This window comes from Macrococcoides goetzii, from assembly GCF_002742385.2.
Classification (GTDB): domain Bacteria; phylum Bacillota; class Bacilli; order Staphylococcales; family Staphylococcaceae; genus Macrococcoides; species Macrococcoides goetzii.
The window spans coordinates 412333-430165 of record NZ_MJBI02000001.1; the positions used below are offsets into that span (position 1 = coordinate 412333).

Here is a 17833-nt window from a genome sequence, read left to right on the forward strand (position 1 = left end):
GAGGCGTCCCTAATGACAGAAGAATTTAACGAAAACATGATTTTAGAAATTAATGAAGGTGACAAAGTAAAAGGCACTGTTCAATCAATTGAAGAGAAACATGTTGTATTACAATTAGATGGTGCTAAATATGATGGAATCATTCCAATCAGTCAATTATCAAGCTTACGCGTTGAGAATGCGGAAGATGTTGTAAAAGTTGGCGATGAAATTGAAGCATATGTGACTAAGATTGAAGACAAAGAAGAAGATGGTCACTACATTTTATCTAAACGTAAATTAGATGAATCTGAATCATTTGAAACTTTACAACAAAAATTTGAAAATGGTGAAACTTTAGAAGCTGAAGTTAAAGAAGCTGTTAAAGGTGGATTAGTCGTAGATGTTGGTTTACGTGGTTTCATCCCGGCATCATTAATTTCTACAAGCTATATTGAAGATTTCTCTGATTATGTAGGAAAAGTATTAACATTAAAAATAGAAGAGTTAGATCAAGAAAAAAATAGAGTGATCTTAAATCATAAAGTGATTGAAGCTGAAGAAAACAAAGCTTTAAAATCAGAACGTCTACAAAATCTAGAAGAAGGTGCAGTGGTTGAAGGTGAAGTGCTTCGCATGACAAACTTCGGTGCTTTCGTTGATATTGGTGATGTAGATGGATTAGTTCATATTTCTCAAATTACGCACGACCATATCGATAAAGTAGAAGATGCATTATCAGTAGGTGATAAAGTAAAAGTTAAAATTTTAAGTGTTGATCCAGAAAATGAACGTGTGTCATTATCAATTAAAGCTGCTTTACCTGGACCATTTGAAACAATTGATGAAAAATTTAAAGTTGGAGATGTGGTTGAAGGTGAAGTAATGCGTTTAGCGAACTTTGGTGCATTTGTTGAGATTGATAAAGGTTTACAAGGTCTTGTTCATATTTCACAAATCAGCCATGATCATATCGGAAATCCGAGTGAAGTATTAGAAGCTGGTCAAAAAGTTAAAGTTAAAATCTTAGATATTAATAAAGATGAAAAACGTATTGGATTATCAATAAAAGCAACTGAAGAACAAACAGAAGACTTTGATACCTCTTATTTAAATAATCAAACTACAACTGACGAAGATGCACCAACTTTAGGTGATGTTTTCGGAGATAAATTTAAAGATTTAAATTTATAATATATATTTTTGATGTCGATATGTATACAAATTATATTGTATGCATATCGGCATTTTTTATATCGATTTGATAAACACACTTTCTATGTTAAAATAGAACAGATATTATTTGAGAGGAAGAACAAAATTGACAAAACCAACAATAGCGATTGTAGGCCGAGCGAATGTCGGCAAATCTACAATCTTCAATAGGATTATAGGAGAGCGTGTCTCAATCGTAGAAGATACGCCGGGGATTACGAGAGATAGAATTTATTCAAGCGGCGAATGGTTAACACATGAATTTAATATTATTGATACTGGTGGTATAGAACTTGGTGATGAACCGTTCCAGGAACAAATTCGCGCCCAGGCTGAGATTGCCATTGATGAAGCTGATGTCATTATTTTCATGGTTAATGGTCGTGACGGCATTACAATTGAAGATGAATTTGTAGCGAAATTATTATTCAAATCAAGCAAACCTGTCGTACTTGCAGTGAATAAAATTGATAATCCAGAAATGCGTACTGATATTTATGAGTTTTATTCTCTAGGATTTGGAGAACCTTTCCCGATTTCTGGTTCACACGGTTTAGGTATTGGTGATTTACTGGATGAAGCAAGTAAACATTTCCCTGAACAACCTGAAGAGGAATATGATGATAATGTCATTAAATTTTCTTTAATTGGTCGTCCAAATGTAGGTAAATCTAGTTTAATTAATGCAATATTAGGTGAAGAACGTGTAATCGTGTCACCTATTGCAGGTACGACGCGTGATGCAATTGACACTGTATACACATTTGAAGATCAGGAATACGTTATGATTGACACTGCTGGTATGCGTAAAAAAGGTAAGGTGTATGAAACGACTGAACGTTATTCTGTATTACGTGCATTAAAGGCAATCGAAAGATCAAATGTGGTATTAGTAGTGCTTGATGCTGATACGGGTATTATCGAACAGGATAAGAAAATTGCCGGTTATGCACATGAAGCGGGTAAAGCAGTAGTGATCGTTGTAAATAAATGGGATACTGTTGAAAAAGATTCTAAAACGATGAAGAAATTTGAAGATAAAGTAAGAGAGAACTTCCAATTTTTAGATTATGCGCGAATTGCATTCGTTTCTGCACTAGAAGGTAAACGATTAAAAACGTTATTCCCTTTCATCAATGAAGCGGGTGAAAATCACCGTAAACGTGTTCAAAGTAGTACCTTAAATGAAGTTATAACAGATGCTGTTGCAATGAATCCAACGCCAACACATAACGGCAGTCGATTAAATATATTCTATTCAACTCAAGTGGCTATCGAACCACCGACATTTGTTGTTTTTGTAAATGATGTAGAAATGATGCATTTCTCTTATAAACGATTCCTGGAAAATAGAATAAGAGCAGCATTTGGATTTGAGGGCACACCAGTTCATATTATTGCCCGCAAACGAAACTAAGGGGTGTAATTAATGACAAACGTTTCTGTAATTGGTACCGGAAGCTGGGGTACTGCACTAGCAAATGTCCTTGCTGATAACGGTCATAATTGTCTAATGTGGGGTAAAACTGAAGCGACAATTAATGAATTAAATGAACAACATACGAATCATAAATATTTACCTGAGGCACAATTGAATAAATATTTAAAAGCAACAACTGATTTGAAACAAGCAGTGCTTCATGCTGAAATATTAATTTTAGCTGTTCCGACAAAAGCGATACGTTCTGTAACGGCTCAAATCAATGATGTAAGTGAAGCACCAAAAATAATCATACATGTTTCCAAGGGTATCGAACCTTTAACTTTTAAACGTATCTCTGAAATGATTGAAGAGGAAATGAATACTGCGCTAATAAAAGGTGTAGGTGTATTAAGTGGTCCAAGTCATGCAGAGGAAGTCGCTGTTAAACAACCGACAACGGTAGCAGTTGCATCAAAAGATATATCTGTTGCTCGTATCGCACAGGATTTATTTATGAATGAATATTTTAGAGTATACACTAACGATGATTTAATCGGTGTAGAAATCGGTGGTGCATTAAAAAATATTATTGCATTAGCAGCAGGTATCACAGATGGTTTAGGTTATGGTGATAATGCTAAAGCTGCACTTATGACACGTGGTTTAGCTGAAATTACGAGACTTGGTACTAAGATGGGTGCAGATCCAATGACATTTTTAGGTTTAGCCGGAATTGGAGATTTAATTGTAACGTGTACATCTGTACATTCACGTAACTGGAAGTGCGGGAATATGCTTGGTAAAGGAGCAACATTAGATGAGGCATTAGCTCAGATGGGGATGGTTGTTGAAGGTGTTAGAACTACGGAAGCAGCTTACGAAATATCTAAAGCTTTTAATGTTGAAATGCCGATAACTTCTGCGCTCTATAAATTATTATTTGAAGGATTAGATGTTAATACTGGTGTCATGGAACTCATGAGCCGAGAAAAAAAGAATGAATAGAGGGAAATTATGTTCAATATATCTAAAATGGACTTAATGTGGGTTTCTTTTTATTCATTAGGTCTTATGTTACTTGCTATGATGTTAATTTACGTTGCGCGTTTTAAAGTAAAAAATAAAATTTTAAATGTAATTGTTACCGGCTTAGCTTATATTGCACTTATTATAAGTGCATTACTCATGTTTGTCGTGTTAGGTGGGTCGAGTCATGGGTAAAAGAATTATAGGATTATTGCTTGTAGTATCAGTTTCCTTATCGGGTTGTATGTATCCGAAAGAAGAACTTGCTCAAAATCAAGTAGCGCCTGAAGAACAGTTAAAAATGGTACAAAGTGCTGTCGATAGCTATCAAAAAGATAGTGGAGGTTTATTACCAATTAAAGAACGAGATATGTCCTATGAAATTTACTTGAAACATCCTGTTGACTTTGAAAAATTAAAACCGAAATATTTATCTCAGTTACCAGGGAGTTCTTTTGAAATGGGAGGCTACTATCAGTACGTTTTGATGGATGTAGAAAAAAATCCTACTGTTAAATTAATCGACTTAAGAACTTCTGAAGCTTTGAAAAATTTAAGGATTCGACTTGAGACAAAATCGGATACGCTTGCTTTAGGCAAAAAAATTGGACCGAACCTTTATAAGATAGAGTATAAAAAATACGGACTAAAAAAGTATCCAACAGTAAAAAGTCCATATAGTGATGAAAGTCTACCGATATATATTAATGGTGGTAATGAATTTAAAATCGATTATACGCTTGATCTTGGTAAAAAGATTAATGAAAACAATCTTAAGTTAAAGAAAGGTACAGATATCAGATACATTCTTTACAAAGATTCTCCCGTATTACCAGCATATTCTGTTCCATATACAATAAATGAGAAAAATGAGCCAATTTTCAGAACAGTTCAGCATTAAAATGAAAAATTTATTCATTTTTTTGTATTAATCGTTGCAGTGACAACGTTTATTATGTTAAAGTCATTACAGAATGATACTTTCGTATCATTTACATAACCTTTGGGGAGGTGAATTGACGTGAATAAAACAGACTTAATCAATGCGGTTTCAGAAAGTGCTAACTTAACTAAAAAAGAAGCAGGTTTAGCTGTTGATGCTGTTTTTGAATCAATTCAAAAATCATTATCAAATGGTGAGAAAGTACAATTAATCGGTTTTGGTAACTTTGAAGTTCGTGAACGTGCTGCTCGTAAGGGTCGTAACCCACAAACTGGTAAAGAAATCGATATTCCAGCTAGTAAAGTCCCAGCATTTAAAGCTGGTAAAGCATTAAAAGACGCAGTTAAATAATTGTGTTATAAAAAGCCCATATAGGGCTTTTTATTTTTGTCCTAATCAGTTTAATCTTGTTTAAATTTTCTAATATTAAGTTATAATAGAAAAAGAATAAGCGATAGAGGTAAAGACGATGAGCTTTTATGAAAGATTCCTAAACGATATTGACCAATTAAAGAAGCGATATCCCTTTTTCGAAATGATACAAGTCAACCAAGATATATTAGCACAAACGAAATTGTTGGATCTTGATGATCAGACGAAATGTGCGATACTTGCGATTGACACAAGTATGCGCATGCAGGATATGGTGGATGATAGCAATAAAGATCGATATGTGCTCTCTACAGATTTATTAAGTGCATTATTCTATCGTTATTTAGCATCACCTTTCCAACAAACGCAATATCAAGTACTTACTGAATGTGTTGCAAGACAAAATGAACTTAAGCAACTATATTCGCAGTCAAATGATCCTGTAGTGAAAGAAAAAATCGATAATATTTTTGTAACGCCTTTTATGGCTTAACTATACATAGATGAAAGTGGTGACTTAAATGTCAAAACCAATGACAAGTGAAGAAAAAACTGAAATGGTACATAACGTTTTTCAAAACGTTTCAACAAAATATGATAAATTAAATGACATTATTAGTTTCAATCAACATAAAGCATGGCGTAAATATACGATGAAGCAAATGAAAGTAAAAAGAGGATCGAAAGCTTTAGATGTTTGTTGTGGTACAGGTGACTGGACGATACAGATGGCTAATGCGGTTGGACCAGATGGGCACGTAACCGGCCTTGATTTTAGTGAGAATATGCTCGAAGTAGCTAAGAAGAAAGTAAAGGGTTATGACAACATTGAACTGATTCATGGTAATGCCATGGATATGCCTTTTGAAGATGATCTATTTGATTATGTAACCATTGGATTTGGTTTAAGAAACTTACCGGACTTTGAAAAAGGATTAGCAGAAATTTATCGTGTCTTAAAACCAGGTGGCATGATTGTGATTTTAGAAACAAGTCATCCAACCATGCCTGTTTTTAAAGAAGGATATACATTGTATTTCAAATACGTTATGCCATTGTTTGGAAAAGTATTTGCAAAATCAATGAAAGAATACAGCTGGTTACAGCAATCAGCTTTTGATTTCCCTGATAAATATACATTAGCAAAATTAATGGCAGGTGTGGGTTTTACCCAAATTAAATTTAAAGGATTTACTGGTGGCGTAAGTGCTATGCATAAAGCTTACAAGCCTAAGAAATAATAAAAGAAATGGATGGTTGCAATGAGTTATAAGTCATATTTAAAACCACATATCACAAGAGTTGAAGCGCATTTGAATCAAGTTATCCATAGCAACTCAAATGTGATACAACAGGCAAGTATGCATACATTGCAATCAGGTGGTAAACGTGTCAGACCGATGTTTGTCTTACTTACGGGTTTGATGGGTGATGATAAACATTATAGCCATCTCCTAAATACCGCAGTAAGCTTAGAATTAATTCATATGGCAAGTTTAGTTCATGATGACTATATTGACAATAGTGACAAACGTCGTGGCGTAATGAGTGTCCATACTGCATTTGATAAAGATATTGCACTTCGAACAGGTCACTTTTTACTGGCTAGAGCATTAACAAATATCAGTGATATTAATCATACTGATTTTCATAAAGTATTTAGTCAGACCATTCTGGAAGTATGTTTCGGAGAGTTTGATCAGATGGCAGATCGATTCCAGTATCCTATATCATTTACACAATATCTGCGCCGTATTAATCGTAAAACTGCGATATTAATTGAAGCCAGTTGTGTATTAGGTGCGATGAGTACGGAGGTTAACCGAGCATCATTATTCCATATCCGCAAATTTGGACATTATATCGGTATGAGCTATCAGATTATAGATGATATGCTGGATTATACAAGTGATGAAATAACATTAGGTAAGCCTGTTGCTAGCGATATTCGTAACGGTCATATCACATATCCATTAATGGCCGCTATAAATAATAAAGATAATCCTGAAAGATTAAAGTTAGAACAAATTATCATTAATCTGGAAAATGAACAAAACGAAGCGATATTTGAATTTATTATTAACAATGTTAGAACTTATGGCATTGAAGCTACTAAACGCTTAAGTAAACAGTATGCCGAGAAAGCAAAATATCATTTAAATCAATTACCGGATAGCGAAGAAAAAAAGCATCTTCTGGAAATACATGAAAAAATGCTTTACCGTGTATATTAGGAATTGAAAGAAATCGCTTACAATGATAAAATATTCTAGGCTACACAAAAAACAATGAGGTAGGGATAAATAATGGAAAAAACTTTCTTAATGATTAAACCTGATGGCGTAGGACGAGGACTTGTTGGAGAAATCGTAAAACGCATCGAAAACAAAGGTATTAAAATTGTAGGTGCTAAGTTAATGACAGTGTCTGAAGATTTAGCAAAGACGCATTATGGTGAACATAGTGAAAAACCTTTTTTCGGAGAATTAGTTGATTTCATTACATCTGGACCAGTTTTTGCAATGGTTTTAGAAGGGGAGAATGTAGTGGAAATCGGACGTACTTTAGTTGGGAAGACAAATCCTGCTGAAAGTGCACCTGGCACAATTCGTGGTGACTTTGGTATGACTGTTGGTAAAAATATTATACACGGTTCTGATTCAGTAGCTTCAGCTGAAAAAGAAATCGCATTATGGTTTAAACAAGAAGAAATTATTGATTACAACTTAGTTACATCTACTTGGGTGTACTAATTAAAATTTTGTACAAAAAACATTATAGCTATAGGCTTCTTAAAAGCTTATAGCTACTTTTTTAAAGATTTTGTTTAAAAAAAGGGCAGAAAAAGGGCGATTCTTATTATTTTAGAGTTTCATTAGTATAATTTTTAATATATGATTAGAAAAAGAAGCTTCTAAATTATAAATGGTGGTGAAAAAAATGAGTAATCGAATTGAATTAAATGATAAGGTATTAATTTGGGCTATAAAAAACTCAAAAATTGATAAGGTTACTTTAATAAAAAAATTCAATAGTATAGATAAATGGATTAAGAATGATCCAAGCCCTACTTATAATCAAGTTGTTGAATTAAGCAACTTTTTGAATGTTCCTTTCGGTTACTTATTATTAGATGAACCACCAAATGATGAATTTGAAATGTTAGATTTTAGAACTATCGGAACTAAAGAAATTAATAAACCTTCTAGAAATTTAATTGATACTGTATCTGATATGAAAAGAAGACAAGAATGGATGAAAAATTTCTTAATACAAGAAGGTTACGAAAAAAATCACTTATACAATGTATTGGATAACAATGATGATATTAAAAAGTCTGTTGAATTAGTTCGAAGAATAATTAACTTAGAAAATTTATGGTTTTTAGATATCAAAAATGACTATTTTAAATTTATTAAAGAATTATTAAGTAAAAACGGAATATTAATTATGCAAAATGGAATTGTTAGAAATAATACTTACAGAAAATTGGATGTTGATGAGTTTAGGGGTTTTTGTTTGACTGATATGTATGCCCCATTAATTTTTATCAATAACAATGATAGTAATAATGGTAAACTTTTCACTTTATTTCATGAATTAATACATGTTTGTTTAGGAGAAGACACATTATATATAGATGGCTTAGAATTAAATAATAAATCAGAAATATTTTGTAATAAAATAGCTTCTGAATTGTTAATTCCTACTGATTACTTTTTAGAGATGTGGAATAAAAACAAATCAAAAATAATAATTGATAAAATTAATGAATTAAGTTATGAATTTCCTGTCAGTAATATTGCTATTGCTAGAAAGTCACTTGATCTAAAGTTAATTAATCAAGATATATATATAGAAGTTGAGAAAAAAACTAATGATGTTATTAAAGCAAGAAAAGGTAGTGGCGGTAATTTTTATAACAATAATATTTCACGAATTGATAAAAATTTTATTTTAGCCTTATCGAATAAAATAAGTAATGGAGAAAGTAGCTTTTCTGATATTTATAAATTAACTGGGCTAAAAAGAAATTCTTTTGAAAATATTGTAAAGATTTTGGAGGATGTAAAATGATAAATAATATTGTATCTTCAAATAAATATTTAATAGATGCTAATTCATTTATTGCTCCTTCAAAATCATACTATCCATTGGATATGGTTAAATCATTTTGGAATGATATTAGTGATTCTCAATTAAGGCCATATATTTTTATTATTGACAAAGTAAAAAATGAAATATGTATTGAGAGTGATCAGACCAAGAAAGATGATTTACAACTTTGGTTTGAGAACAAAAATTTTAACATTTTATCTACAAATAAACCAGAAACTATACTTAATTACAAAAAAGTTTTAAATCATTTAAAAGGAAGTGGTTATTATAAACCATCAGCATTGCATGAGTGGGCTGATATAAATGTCGCCGATCCTTGGCTAATTGCAACTGCAATGTCTAACAATTATACAATTGTTACCTTTGAAAAAAAAGCTGATGTAAATATTAATAATCCTATGAAACGAGCGAAAATACCAAGTGTTTGTATTGAACTTGGTGTAGATTATTGTACTATATTTGATTTAATGAAAGAATTTCAATTTGAATACTAGTTTTATACATATTTAATAAATTTTAACCAACGAATCATTTTGTTGGTTTTTTTTATCTTTTTATTGCCTTCAAATGTGAGGTAATATTACTGAACCCAATTTTGGGTTCAGTGAATGCTTTCTATAAACAGAGAACCAACATTTCGGTTTTGTATAAACACATTAATCAATACGCTCAAGTTTGAGCGTATTAAAATATAATAGAGCCGAAATATCGGCTATTATATAATTTCCCACTCAACGAAAATTTTCGTTGAGTAAAATTAAGGGAGAAAACAATAGTTACATCCTTATAGATTAATACACCACATATTTGTGTTGTATTATGAATTGTTTTGGTTATTCTAAAATGTCTAAACAAACAATGTTAAAAATATTTAAAAGGATGTGTATATTAAATACACCTTTTAATAAAATGCAGGAATTACGAGGATAATAATTTAACAAACCCAAATTTAGGTTTGTCGAATTTGCACAACACATTATAACCACATTGCCATAATAGCAAGGTGGTATTTTTTTAATATCCTCAAATATGAGTGTATAAATAAATGCGTCCACATCTGGACTTATTAATTTATATTAATAACTGAAATAAAAAATGACCTAGTAAATTACTAGATCATGATGTAAGTGAAATTTCATCTAATTTTGTTATTAAATCTTTATCCATTTTTTCAGTAACATGAGAATATACCTGAAGTGTTGTTTTATGATCAGTATGTCCTACACGTTCCATAATGGCTTTTAACGATATACCTAATTGTGATAAAGTAGATATATGCGTATGACGTAATGTGTGAGTCGTTATACGCTTGTTTATTTTTTTAGGGTATTTATCATTATCTTTTATAAATTGCACTGTATCGGCTAATTTTTCGTTTATTTTACTAGTATGTAATGGATTACCTATTGTATTAGTAAAAATAAAACCACGATCATTATAATTATCTTCCCACTGCTTAGATTTCTTATTCTCAATAACAATCTTATTGAGTATCTCCATACTTCTTTTATTCAAACTAATCTTTCTATAACTTCCATCATTTTTAGTAGTATCTTTTTGACCGTATGCATTATCTTTTTTATCAATACTCCATACTATAGAACCATTAATTAATAATTTATTATCTTTAAAATCAATGTTCTCTTGTTTAATTGCTAATAATTCGGCAATACGCATACCATTTAGAGCTTGAAACTCGACTATAAGGGGAATTATCATATTATTTCTTCTTTTGCTAGGATGTGTGTTTAAAGCGTTTAAATCATGCATAGCCTTAATTAATAATTTCAATTCATCTAATTCAAGATAATTGTTTCTCTTACTTTCTATATCTTCTATTGTTTTAGCTTTCTTTGGTACTTTAACATCATTTAAGAATGAAATGTCTTTCAATCCATATACGTTTGATACATGCTTAAATATACGATTTATTACTGATTTATAGCTTATAAGTGTCGAATGACTTAATTCTTGTTTGTGCCATTTGATAAACAAATCTTGTATTTGTTGATATTTATAATTCCTTATTAAATCTTCTTTGGGAACTAAAGATTTAATAGCATTTACAATACTTCTCTTTTCTAATATAGTGGTGTGTTTCATTCCTGATGTATTAGTATAAACTTCTAACCATGCATCACATGCAGTATGAAAGGTTAATGTAGTTAATGTTTTGTCCGATTTTTCATTAATCTTCTCTTTAATTTTTCTTTCTAAACGTAATAAAGCCTCTTTTTGTGATCGTTTATTATTTGTATTCATCACAACAGAAACACGTTTCCATTTCTCAGAAAGAGGATCTTTATATTTTTCGTAAAAACGATATTTAATATTACCGTTTTTATCAGTGAATTGTTCAGACCACATATTTAATCACTTCCGATACCAAATACTTTATAAATCTTTGTAATTTACTACTATTTTTTCATCAATTTCATTTACATTACTTAATCTAACTGAGATATTATCAGGTTCAAAACTGTTTATTTTTTCAATTAAATTATTATCTTTTAAATCTTCAACTTTAAGGTCTTTAAATTTTTGATATACATGTTTTATCATATTTTCTTTAGAATTAATTTTTTGGTCATTAATCAATGACTCACCTAATTCATATGTTTTAATATCATTCTCAATAATTTCAATGAAAGTATAATCTATCGCTTTTTGACTATGAGTGTCGATAGCTTCATCCTTTAACTCTTTTAATTTTTCTATTGCCTCATCAAGAATATTCATTACTTTGTTTTGTATATTAGGACTTATATTTTTTTCGAATAAACTAGCGATTATTTGACTATCATTATTTTTTGAATGAAACTCAAATTTTTCAGGATATTCTTGATAATCATATGGTTTAAGTTTTTTTATATGTAATATACGACTATCAATTAAATTATTATCGTTTTTAATATTATTAAGGTAATAAATAAAAATAGTATTATTAAAATAAACCATTAGTCTAGTATCATTTATATTATCTAAAATATCATTAGGGGTTTTTATATATTCATTTAGTGTCGGTATCTCTATCAAATTTTTTGCTGATTTAATTAATATATCATCTAACAAATAAGAATTTTTAAAAAAATTCAATGCTTTACTGATATTAGTTTTATCGTTATTTAATTTGAGTGATTTCTCATAAAGAATTTTACCTACTTCTAAAAATGTATATTCTTTTCCGTATAACAATTCATCTATTGAAACTTCACCGATTTCAGCAATTTTCTTTAATCTATTAGAATTGGGTAGAGTTTTACCTTTTTCCCATCTGCTTACGATACTATCTGATGCGTTATCAAGCCTTTCACCAAATTCTCTCATGTTAAAGCCTTTTTTAAGTCTTATACTTTTAATTCTTCTACCAACATCATGTTTATTTATATTCTCCACTTTTAACACCTCATTATTGATATTATAAATCATTTTTTCTATTTAAGAAAGTTTTTCTTGCACAAACCGACGTTAGTTGTTATTATGAATTTACAGACGTAAACCGACTCAAAGGAGGTGCAATATGAATAAAATAGCAGGATATAGAAAGATGTTAGGTTTAACTCAAGAAGATATTGCAAAAATTTTTAAAATCTCTGTTCAAGCATATCGTATGAAAGAAAAAGGTATAAGTTCATTTAAAAAGAATGAAATGATTTGGTTTAGAGATACTCTTAGGGGTTCAATGTTTCCATCAATAACAATAGATGAAATTTTTTTTGATTCCAAACCGACGCAAACCGAACTTAAAGGAGGTGACTAATAATGATACTTCTTTTTAAAACTATAATTTATATAGTCATGATTTACTGTATCAGTAATACATTCACTAATTCATTGAATGGTTTTATAGCATTAAGTTATTTTTCAATGCTGGGTGTGATAAGTTATGAAGTTATAAAAAATGATATTAGAAAGGGTGTGTTGTAAGTGAGTAAAGTCTTAAAAATTGAAGTACCTACAAAGGAAAAAACAATTATGGATCCAAAGGAGATTGCTATGAAAGATAAACGATTTGCAAAGGTTAATACATTAGCAACGCTTTATGACGTTTCATATAGCACTGTTTATAGATGGTTAAATAATTTGGATGAAACGAAATTCCCTCGTGTTTACGTTGAATTATCAAGTTCATTAAGACTAATTAACTTAGAAGAATTTGATAAGTATCTATACAGTATGCATAAAAAATATTTATAAAAGGAGTTTTTAAAATGAATAATGACAACTTATTGAAATTGAGAGATATAAAAGATCACATGGTAACTAATAAAAGAAAATTTGAGGGTTTAGAAACTACTATTTCTAATTTTATAGAGGATTATTTTGATGGTAAAGAACCTGTTTCACAAGAAGATTTCATTATGATTGGTAGAGCATTTCATGAGATGAAATTACATGTCGAACAAAGTAATGATTTATTGAATATGTATAACACTCAGTTAGATAACAACATATTAAGAATAGAAAATCTTATTAATTTATTATCAGATCAACAAAATAAAGATGAAGCGGAGTAGGTAATATGAGAATTTGGGCATATAAAAAGGCTCTAACATCCTCATTCCCCAATGACATGTTAGAACCAAACATTCAAATAATTAAACATTTATATGCTCATTCTACCATATTTCTATTAGTTTTGACTATGGAAGTAAGGAGGGAGTGGGTGTGACAGGTTGGATAAGTCTCCATAGAACAATAGAAAACCACTGGCTATATGAGGAAGATAGAAAATTTTCAAAATTTGAAGCATGGATAGACATTCTCTTAATGGTTAATCATACAGATAAAAAAGTATCATTAGGAAATGAATTAGTAACCGTTAAAAGAGGTGAAAGAATCACTTCTTTGAGAAAACTAAGTGAGCGTTGGAATTGGTCTATAACCAAAGTAGATTCTTTCTTAAAGTTGTTAGAGAGTGACTCTATGATTGAATTAAAAAAAGACACAAAAAAAACACTTATAAGCGTTGTAAATTATGACATTTATCAAAATTTAGATATTAAAAAAAGACACGGAAAAGACGAAGAAAAGACGCAAAAAGAATTCAAAAAAGAAACAAAAAATATTCAAAAAGAAAACAAAAAGAAACAAACAATAATGAGTAATAATGATTTAATAATGACTAATAATGATAATAATGTTGTTGTAGTAGATGTGAATGAGAATAAAAGTGATTTTAAAAAAGTTGAATTAGAAAACAACAACAACAACAATCATACATTTCAGGAATTACTTAATTATTATCAAAACAATATTCAGATGTCACCACCACCATTAGTAATTGAGAAATTAGGTAATGATTATGATGATTTTGGTTTTAACATTGTAAAATACGCAATTAATAAAAGTGCTATTAACAACAAACATAATTACAATTTCGTAGATTGGCTTTTAAAAGATTGGAATAAAAGAGGATTAAAGACGATTGAAGCAATAGAACAATATGAAAACAGTAAAAGCAATAGCTATACAAATAAAATTCAAGATGAAGCAATAAGGCAAAATGGCAAACTAGACCCTAATCATCCAGATGCAACATATTACGACGCATATTCAGAAGATGACCTTAAAGAAATGGCAGAAATGGAGGGTATAACAATTGAACAAATTTCTAAACGCAGAGTCTTTAAAAAGAATTCCTAAGGAAAAGATTGATCTAATAACTGCACCCCAAGAAGTAGAATTATGTGATAAATGTGGACACCAAAAAACCAAAGTACACGGAAAAGTAATAATTGATTGCCATTGTTCATTTAAACCGATTATTGAAGAGAATAAGAAACGCCAATCTCAAAAAAAAGTAAATCACTTTTTTAGTCGCTCACTAATCAATGAAGATATAAAAAATGCAAGTTTTGAAAACAGTAATATTCAAATTGATGATAAGACTATTGAGATACATGAGAAGCTTGCTTATCGCTCGGCTATTAATTATGTACAGAATTTTAGTAAGACTAAATCAGAGGTGCAAAACCTTTTAATAATAGGTGGAACAGGTACTGGGAAAAGTTATTTAGCTTACTGTATAGCTGAAGCTATAAAAAATAAGGGATATACAGTTTTATATGTTGATATCGTTGAATTGTTAGCATTACTAAGAAGCACATTTAACAAGAGTACAAATCAAACAGAATATGACTATATGAACTTAATAGCTGAAGTTGATTTACTTGTTTTAGATGATGTAGGAGCAAATAAAAAAACTGAGTGGGCCAATGAGAAATTATTTGATATTACAAACAAAAGACAAGGTAAAAGTACTGTTTATACATCAAACCTGACTATAGACCAATTAAAAAAAGAGTCAGATTTCATGATAAAGAGGTCATATAGTCGGATGTTGAATAAAGTAAAGGTGATTAAATTATATGGGAATGATAAAAGATTGGAGGGTTTAAAGTAATGATTAATAAAATAATGATCGTTTTAGATTGTTCTGAGACGTATGCAAAAAAACTAATTGAACTGTGTAATGGAGAATATGGAGAAATAAGAAAAATTGTTGCTATCAAAATTGAAGAAAAGAATAAATTTAGAAATACAAAGTATCAGAATTATTAATATTTGATAAATCTCTATTGTATTTAAGTAATTTATTTATAGGATGACAGGAAATTATCATAATTTTTAAACGTAGCTAATAAGTGCCTTAAAATGCAAAATATGAGGTGTGTGAAATGAATAAAGAGGAAAGACGAGAATACCAAAGGAAATATAGAAAAAAATACGTGTATAAAGAAGAAATGGCAAAACGATTAAAAAAATTAGATAAAGAAGTAAAATTGAAGCGTTTTGCTGAAATTGACCGAGATATTTTAGATGTAATCAAAGAAAGGAAAGAAAAAAGAATACTGAGTATGAATAAAGCAAGATTAAAACGAAGAAATGAACTGCAGAAAGATATATATCATGAACTTGAAGCGGACATAAAAAAAGGTATTAGCATTTAAGCTAACACCTGAGGGCTATAATTGATAAATTTTATAGTTTAAACGAATGACGAAACAGAATTTATATAAATTATAACAGTTTACAGATTTACCGTATAGGGTGGCTCAATATTGGGTCACTCTTTTATTTAAAAGATATTAAAGAGGTGCTAAATTGAATACTTTTAATACGATTGACAAGAAGAAAAGTAAAAAGAATGTTACTGATTTTTTGAAGATATACAAAGAGATATTATATACCTTTCCTTTAATAAATGAACCTGATCTAAATGAAAAATATCAATTTATTCAACCAAGAACAGTAAATGAGTATGTTTCAATAGATAAACAACAAGTGCATGATGAAAGAGAAAAAATATTAAGTGATAGAGATACAATATTAAACCAAGTACACAATGCAATTGATAATTTATTACCCGATGAAAGATATATCATTGTTACCCGATACATCAAAGGAAATTATAAAGATGATTTTAATATTTATAGTGATTTAGGTATTGGTAGAACGAATTATTACAAAATTAAAGATAGAGCATTAATAAGAATGGCTTTAATACTTGAATTAGAAATTTATAAAGGAGGTGGGAATAAATGAACTTTGTTGAACCGATTAGAAACCCTGACATGATTATTGCAATAGAGAGACACCTTAAAGAGCAAAATGAACGCAATTATATATTATTCTTAATTGGTGTATATTGTGGGCTTAGAATATCGGATATATTGCAATTAAGAGTGTCTAATGTACAGGGTAATGTAATTAAATTAAGAGAAAAGAAAACAGGTAAAGAACGTAAAATTCAGATCCATAGAAACTTGAAAAAGCCTTTGATGGAATATATAAAAGATAAACCAGCTGAGGAGTTTTTAATTAAGTCTAGAGAGGGTTATAACAAGCCTATTACTAGAGATATGGCATATAAGATACTTAAAGGACTTACAGACTATATTGATATAGATTCAATAGGCACACATAGTATGAGAAAAACGTTTGGATATCATTATTACAAAGGTACTAAAGATGTTGCTACTCTACAAAAGATATTCAATCATAGTAGCGAGGCTATCACACTTAAGTATATTGGTATTACACAAGATAATATTGATGAGGCAATGACTAACTTTGAATTTGTATACTAGTAAACATCCATATTTAAATTATCAAAACTAATATTTGAGTTGAGTATTTTATGTGTTACTCCCTGAGGTAAACAATAGTTACTTCAGGTGCAATTAATAAGCTCAAATGTGAGCTTATTAAATTTTAAATAAAATATAGTTGTCACTAATCAAAACGCAATAATGCGTTATGATCTGAATTGAATATATTTTAATTTATGAACACCTGATGCAATTAATCTTTGCATCAGGTGTTAGTTTACAAAGCTCAAATCTGAGCTGAGTATTTAGAGAACCGACATTACGGTTTTCTATACTAATCTCAATGTAAACAATAATTACTTTGGGTACAACTAAGTGATGACCTCATATCTGAGGGTATTTATTAGTGAATCAATTTGTAAATATATGAGGTAACAAATTGTTACTTCATATACTAGACTCAACTTTGAGTTTAGTATATTTTAAAGAGTTATAGTTGGCACTCATCAAAACGCAATTATGCGTTCTGACCTATGAAGTATATTGCGTTAATAATACCTGAACTAAACAATGATTAGTTCAGGTATTTAAATGTATTAATTGCTTTAGTGTTGTAAAGAGTTATTCATAATAAGGGTATGTATAATTGAAAATAAGAGAAATGATGTAAGTGTTGATAATACAGGGGTTGTAGGTAGTATG

At 29.8% G+C, this 17833-nt stretch carries 23 protein-coding genes; 21 read left to right on the forward strand and 2 right to left on the reverse strand.

Features of this window, described 5'->3' with window-relative positions; genetic code table 11:
* Positions 1-12: 12 nt before the first annotated feature.
* The 12 genes from rpsA to BFS35_RS02255 all read left to right on the forward strand — a co-directional run bounded on the left by rpsA (position 13) and on the right by BFS35_RS02255 (position 9571).
* Complete coding sequence (rpsA, locus tag BFS35_RS02200; protein ID WP_099578265.1) at positions 13-1173, forward strand: 30S ribosomal protein S1; 1161 nt, start codon at positions 13-15, stop codon at positions 1171-1173.
* Between the two features lie 127 nt (positions 1174-1300).
* Complete coding sequence (der, locus tag BFS35_RS02205; RefSeq protein WP_096076440.1) at positions 1301-2611, forward strand: ribosome biogenesis GTPase Der; 1311 nt, start codon at positions 1301-1303, stop codon at positions 2609-2611.
* Between the two features lie 12 nt (positions 2612-2623).
* A complete protein-coding gene (locus BFS35_RS02210; RefSeq protein WP_099578263.1) occupies positions 2624-3622 on the forward strand; it encodes an NAD(P)H-dependent glycerol-3-phosphate dehydrogenase in 999 nt (332 codons plus the stop codon).
* A 9-nt stretch (positions 3623-3631) separates the two neighbouring features.
* Positions 3632-3838: a DUF2768 family protein gene (locus tag BFS35_RS02215; RefSeq protein WP_099578261.1), complete on the forward strand. Its 207-nt coding sequence runs from the start codon at positions 3632-3634 to the stop codon at positions 3836-3838.
* Entirely contained in the window at positions 3831-4544 is a 714-nt protein-coding gene (locus tag BFS35_RS02220) for a hypothetical protein (protein ID WP_099578258.1), read from the forward strand. Before BFS35_RS02215 ends, BFS35_RS02220 begins: the two co-directional genes overlap by 8 nt.
* Before the next feature lie 120 nt (positions 4545-4664).
* Positions 4665-4937 carry an HU family DNA-binding protein gene (locus BFS35_RS02225; RefSeq protein WP_096076444.1) on the forward strand — a complete coding sequence of 91 codons (273 nt, stop codon included), beginning with the start codon at positions 4665-4667 and terminating at the stop codon, positions 4935-4937.
* A 118-nt stretch (positions 4938-5055) separates the two neighbouring features.
* Positions 5056-5451, forward strand: a complete 396-nt coding sequence (locus BFS35_RS02230; RefSeq protein WP_099578256.1) for a hypothetical protein — start codon at positions 5056-5058, stop codon at positions 5449-5451.
* A 40-nt stretch (positions 5452-5491) separates the two neighbouring features.
* On the forward strand, positions 5492-6199 hold the full coding sequence (locus tag BFS35_RS02235) for a demethylmenaquinone methyltransferase (RefSeq protein WP_099578611.1): 708 nt from the start codon (positions 5492-5494) through the stop codon (positions 6197-6199).
* A gap of 21 nt (positions 6200-6220) precedes the next feature.
* Positions 6221-7192 (forward strand): hexaprenyl-diphosphate synthase large subunit, encoded by a 972-nt coding sequence (gene hexs-b, locus BFS35_RS02240; RefSeq protein ID WP_240628325.1) that lies wholly within the window; start codon positions 6221-6223, stop codon positions 7190-7192.
* Positions 7193-7264: 72 nt separating this feature from the next.
* Positions 7265-7711, forward strand: a complete 447-nt coding sequence (ndk, locus tag BFS35_RS02245) for a nucleoside-diphosphate kinase (protein ID WP_099578252.1) — start codon at positions 7265-7267, stop codon at positions 7709-7711.
* 187 nt (positions 7712-7898) lie between these two features.
* Positions 7899-9035 (forward strand): ImmA/IrrE family metallo-endopeptidase, encoded by a 1137-nt coding sequence (locus BFS35_RS02250; protein ID WP_158554235.1) that lies wholly within the window; start codon positions 7899-7901, stop codon positions 9033-9035.
* Positions 9032-9571 (forward strand): DUF4411 family protein, encoded by a 540-nt coding sequence (locus BFS35_RS02255; RefSeq protein ID WP_099578248.1) that lies wholly within the window; start codon positions 9032-9034, stop codon positions 9569-9571. Before BFS35_RS02250 ends, BFS35_RS02255 begins: the two co-directional genes overlap by 4 nt.
* 622 nt (positions 9572-10193) lie before the next feature.
* Here the strand turns inward: BFS35_RS02255 and BFS35_RS02260 are convergent.
* Together BFS35_RS02260 and BFS35_RS02265 are read right to left on the reverse strand one after the other, a co-directional pair.
* Positions 10194-11444 carry a tyrosine-type recombinase/integrase gene (locus BFS35_RS02260; RefSeq protein WP_099578246.1) on the reverse strand — a complete coding sequence of 417 codons (1251 nt, stop codon included), beginning with the start codon at positions 11442-11444 and terminating at the stop codon, positions 10194-10196.
* Between the two features lie 27 nt (positions 11445-11471).
* On the reverse strand, positions 11472-12473 hold the full coding sequence (locus tag BFS35_RS02265) for a helix-turn-helix domain-containing protein (RefSeq protein ID WP_240628327.1): 1002 nt from the start codon (positions 12471-12473) through the stop codon (positions 11472-11474).
* A 124-nt stretch (positions 12474-12597) separates the two neighbouring features.
* On the opposite strand from BFS35_RS02265, the gene BFS35_RS02270 reads away from it, so the two are divergent.
* The 9 genes from BFS35_RS02270 (at position 12598) to BFS35_RS02305 (ending at position 17170) form a co-directional block, all read left to right on the forward strand.
* The gene (locus BFS35_RS02270) at positions 12598-12837 is read left to right on the forward strand and encodes a helix-turn-helix transcriptional regulator (protein ID WP_099578242.1); all 240 of its coding nucleotides are present in this window, start codon (positions 12598-12600) and stop codon (positions 12835-12837) included.
* 167 nt (positions 12838-13004) lie between these two features.
* Positions 13005-13274: a pathogenicity island protein gene (locus BFS35_RS02275; protein WP_099578240.1), complete on the forward strand. Its 270-nt coding sequence runs from the start codon at positions 13005-13007 to the stop codon at positions 13272-13274.
* Positions 13275-13288: 14 nt separating this feature from the next.
* Complete coding sequence (locus tag BFS35_RS02280; protein WP_099578238.1) at positions 13289-13594, forward strand: type II toxin-antitoxin system toxin TscT; 306 nt, start codon at positions 13289-13291, stop codon at positions 13592-13594.
* A gap of 151 nt (positions 13595-13745) precedes the next feature.
* The gene (locus BFS35_RS02285; RefSeq protein WP_099578236.1) at positions 13746-14723 is read left to right on the forward strand and encodes a DnaD domain-containing protein; all 978 of its coding nucleotides are present in this window, start codon (positions 13746-13748) and stop codon (positions 14721-14723) included.
* Entirely contained in the window at positions 14680-15483 is an 804-nt protein-coding gene (locus BFS35_RS02290; protein WP_099578234.1) for an ATP-binding protein, read from the forward strand. The genes BFS35_RS02285 and BFS35_RS02290 overlap by 44 nt, the downstream gene beginning before the upstream one ends.
* The gene (locus BFS35_RS13800; RefSeq protein WP_099578232.1) at positions 15483-15641 is read left to right on the forward strand and encodes a hypothetical protein; all 159 of its coding nucleotides are present in this window, start codon (positions 15483-15485) and stop codon (positions 15639-15641) included. Before BFS35_RS02290 ends, BFS35_RS13800 begins: the two co-directional genes overlap by 1 nt.
* A 116-nt stretch (positions 15642-15757) precedes the next feature.
* Complete coding sequence (locus BFS35_RS02295; protein WP_099578229.1) at positions 15758-16030, forward strand: hypothetical protein; 273 nt, start codon at positions 15758-15760, stop codon at positions 16028-16030.
* 154 nt (positions 16031-16184) lie between these two features.
* On the forward strand, positions 16185-16625 hold the full coding sequence (locus tag BFS35_RS02300; protein ID WP_099578227.1) for an ArpU family phage packaging/lysis transcriptional regulator: 441 nt from the start codon (positions 16185-16187) through the stop codon (positions 16623-16625).
* Positions 16622-17170, forward strand: a complete 549-nt coding sequence (locus BFS35_RS02305) for a tyrosine-type recombinase/integrase (RefSeq protein WP_099578225.1) — start codon at positions 16622-16624, stop codon at positions 17168-17170. Before BFS35_RS02300 ends, BFS35_RS02305 begins: the two co-directional genes overlap by 4 nt.
* Positions 17171-17833 lie beyond the last annotated feature (663 nt).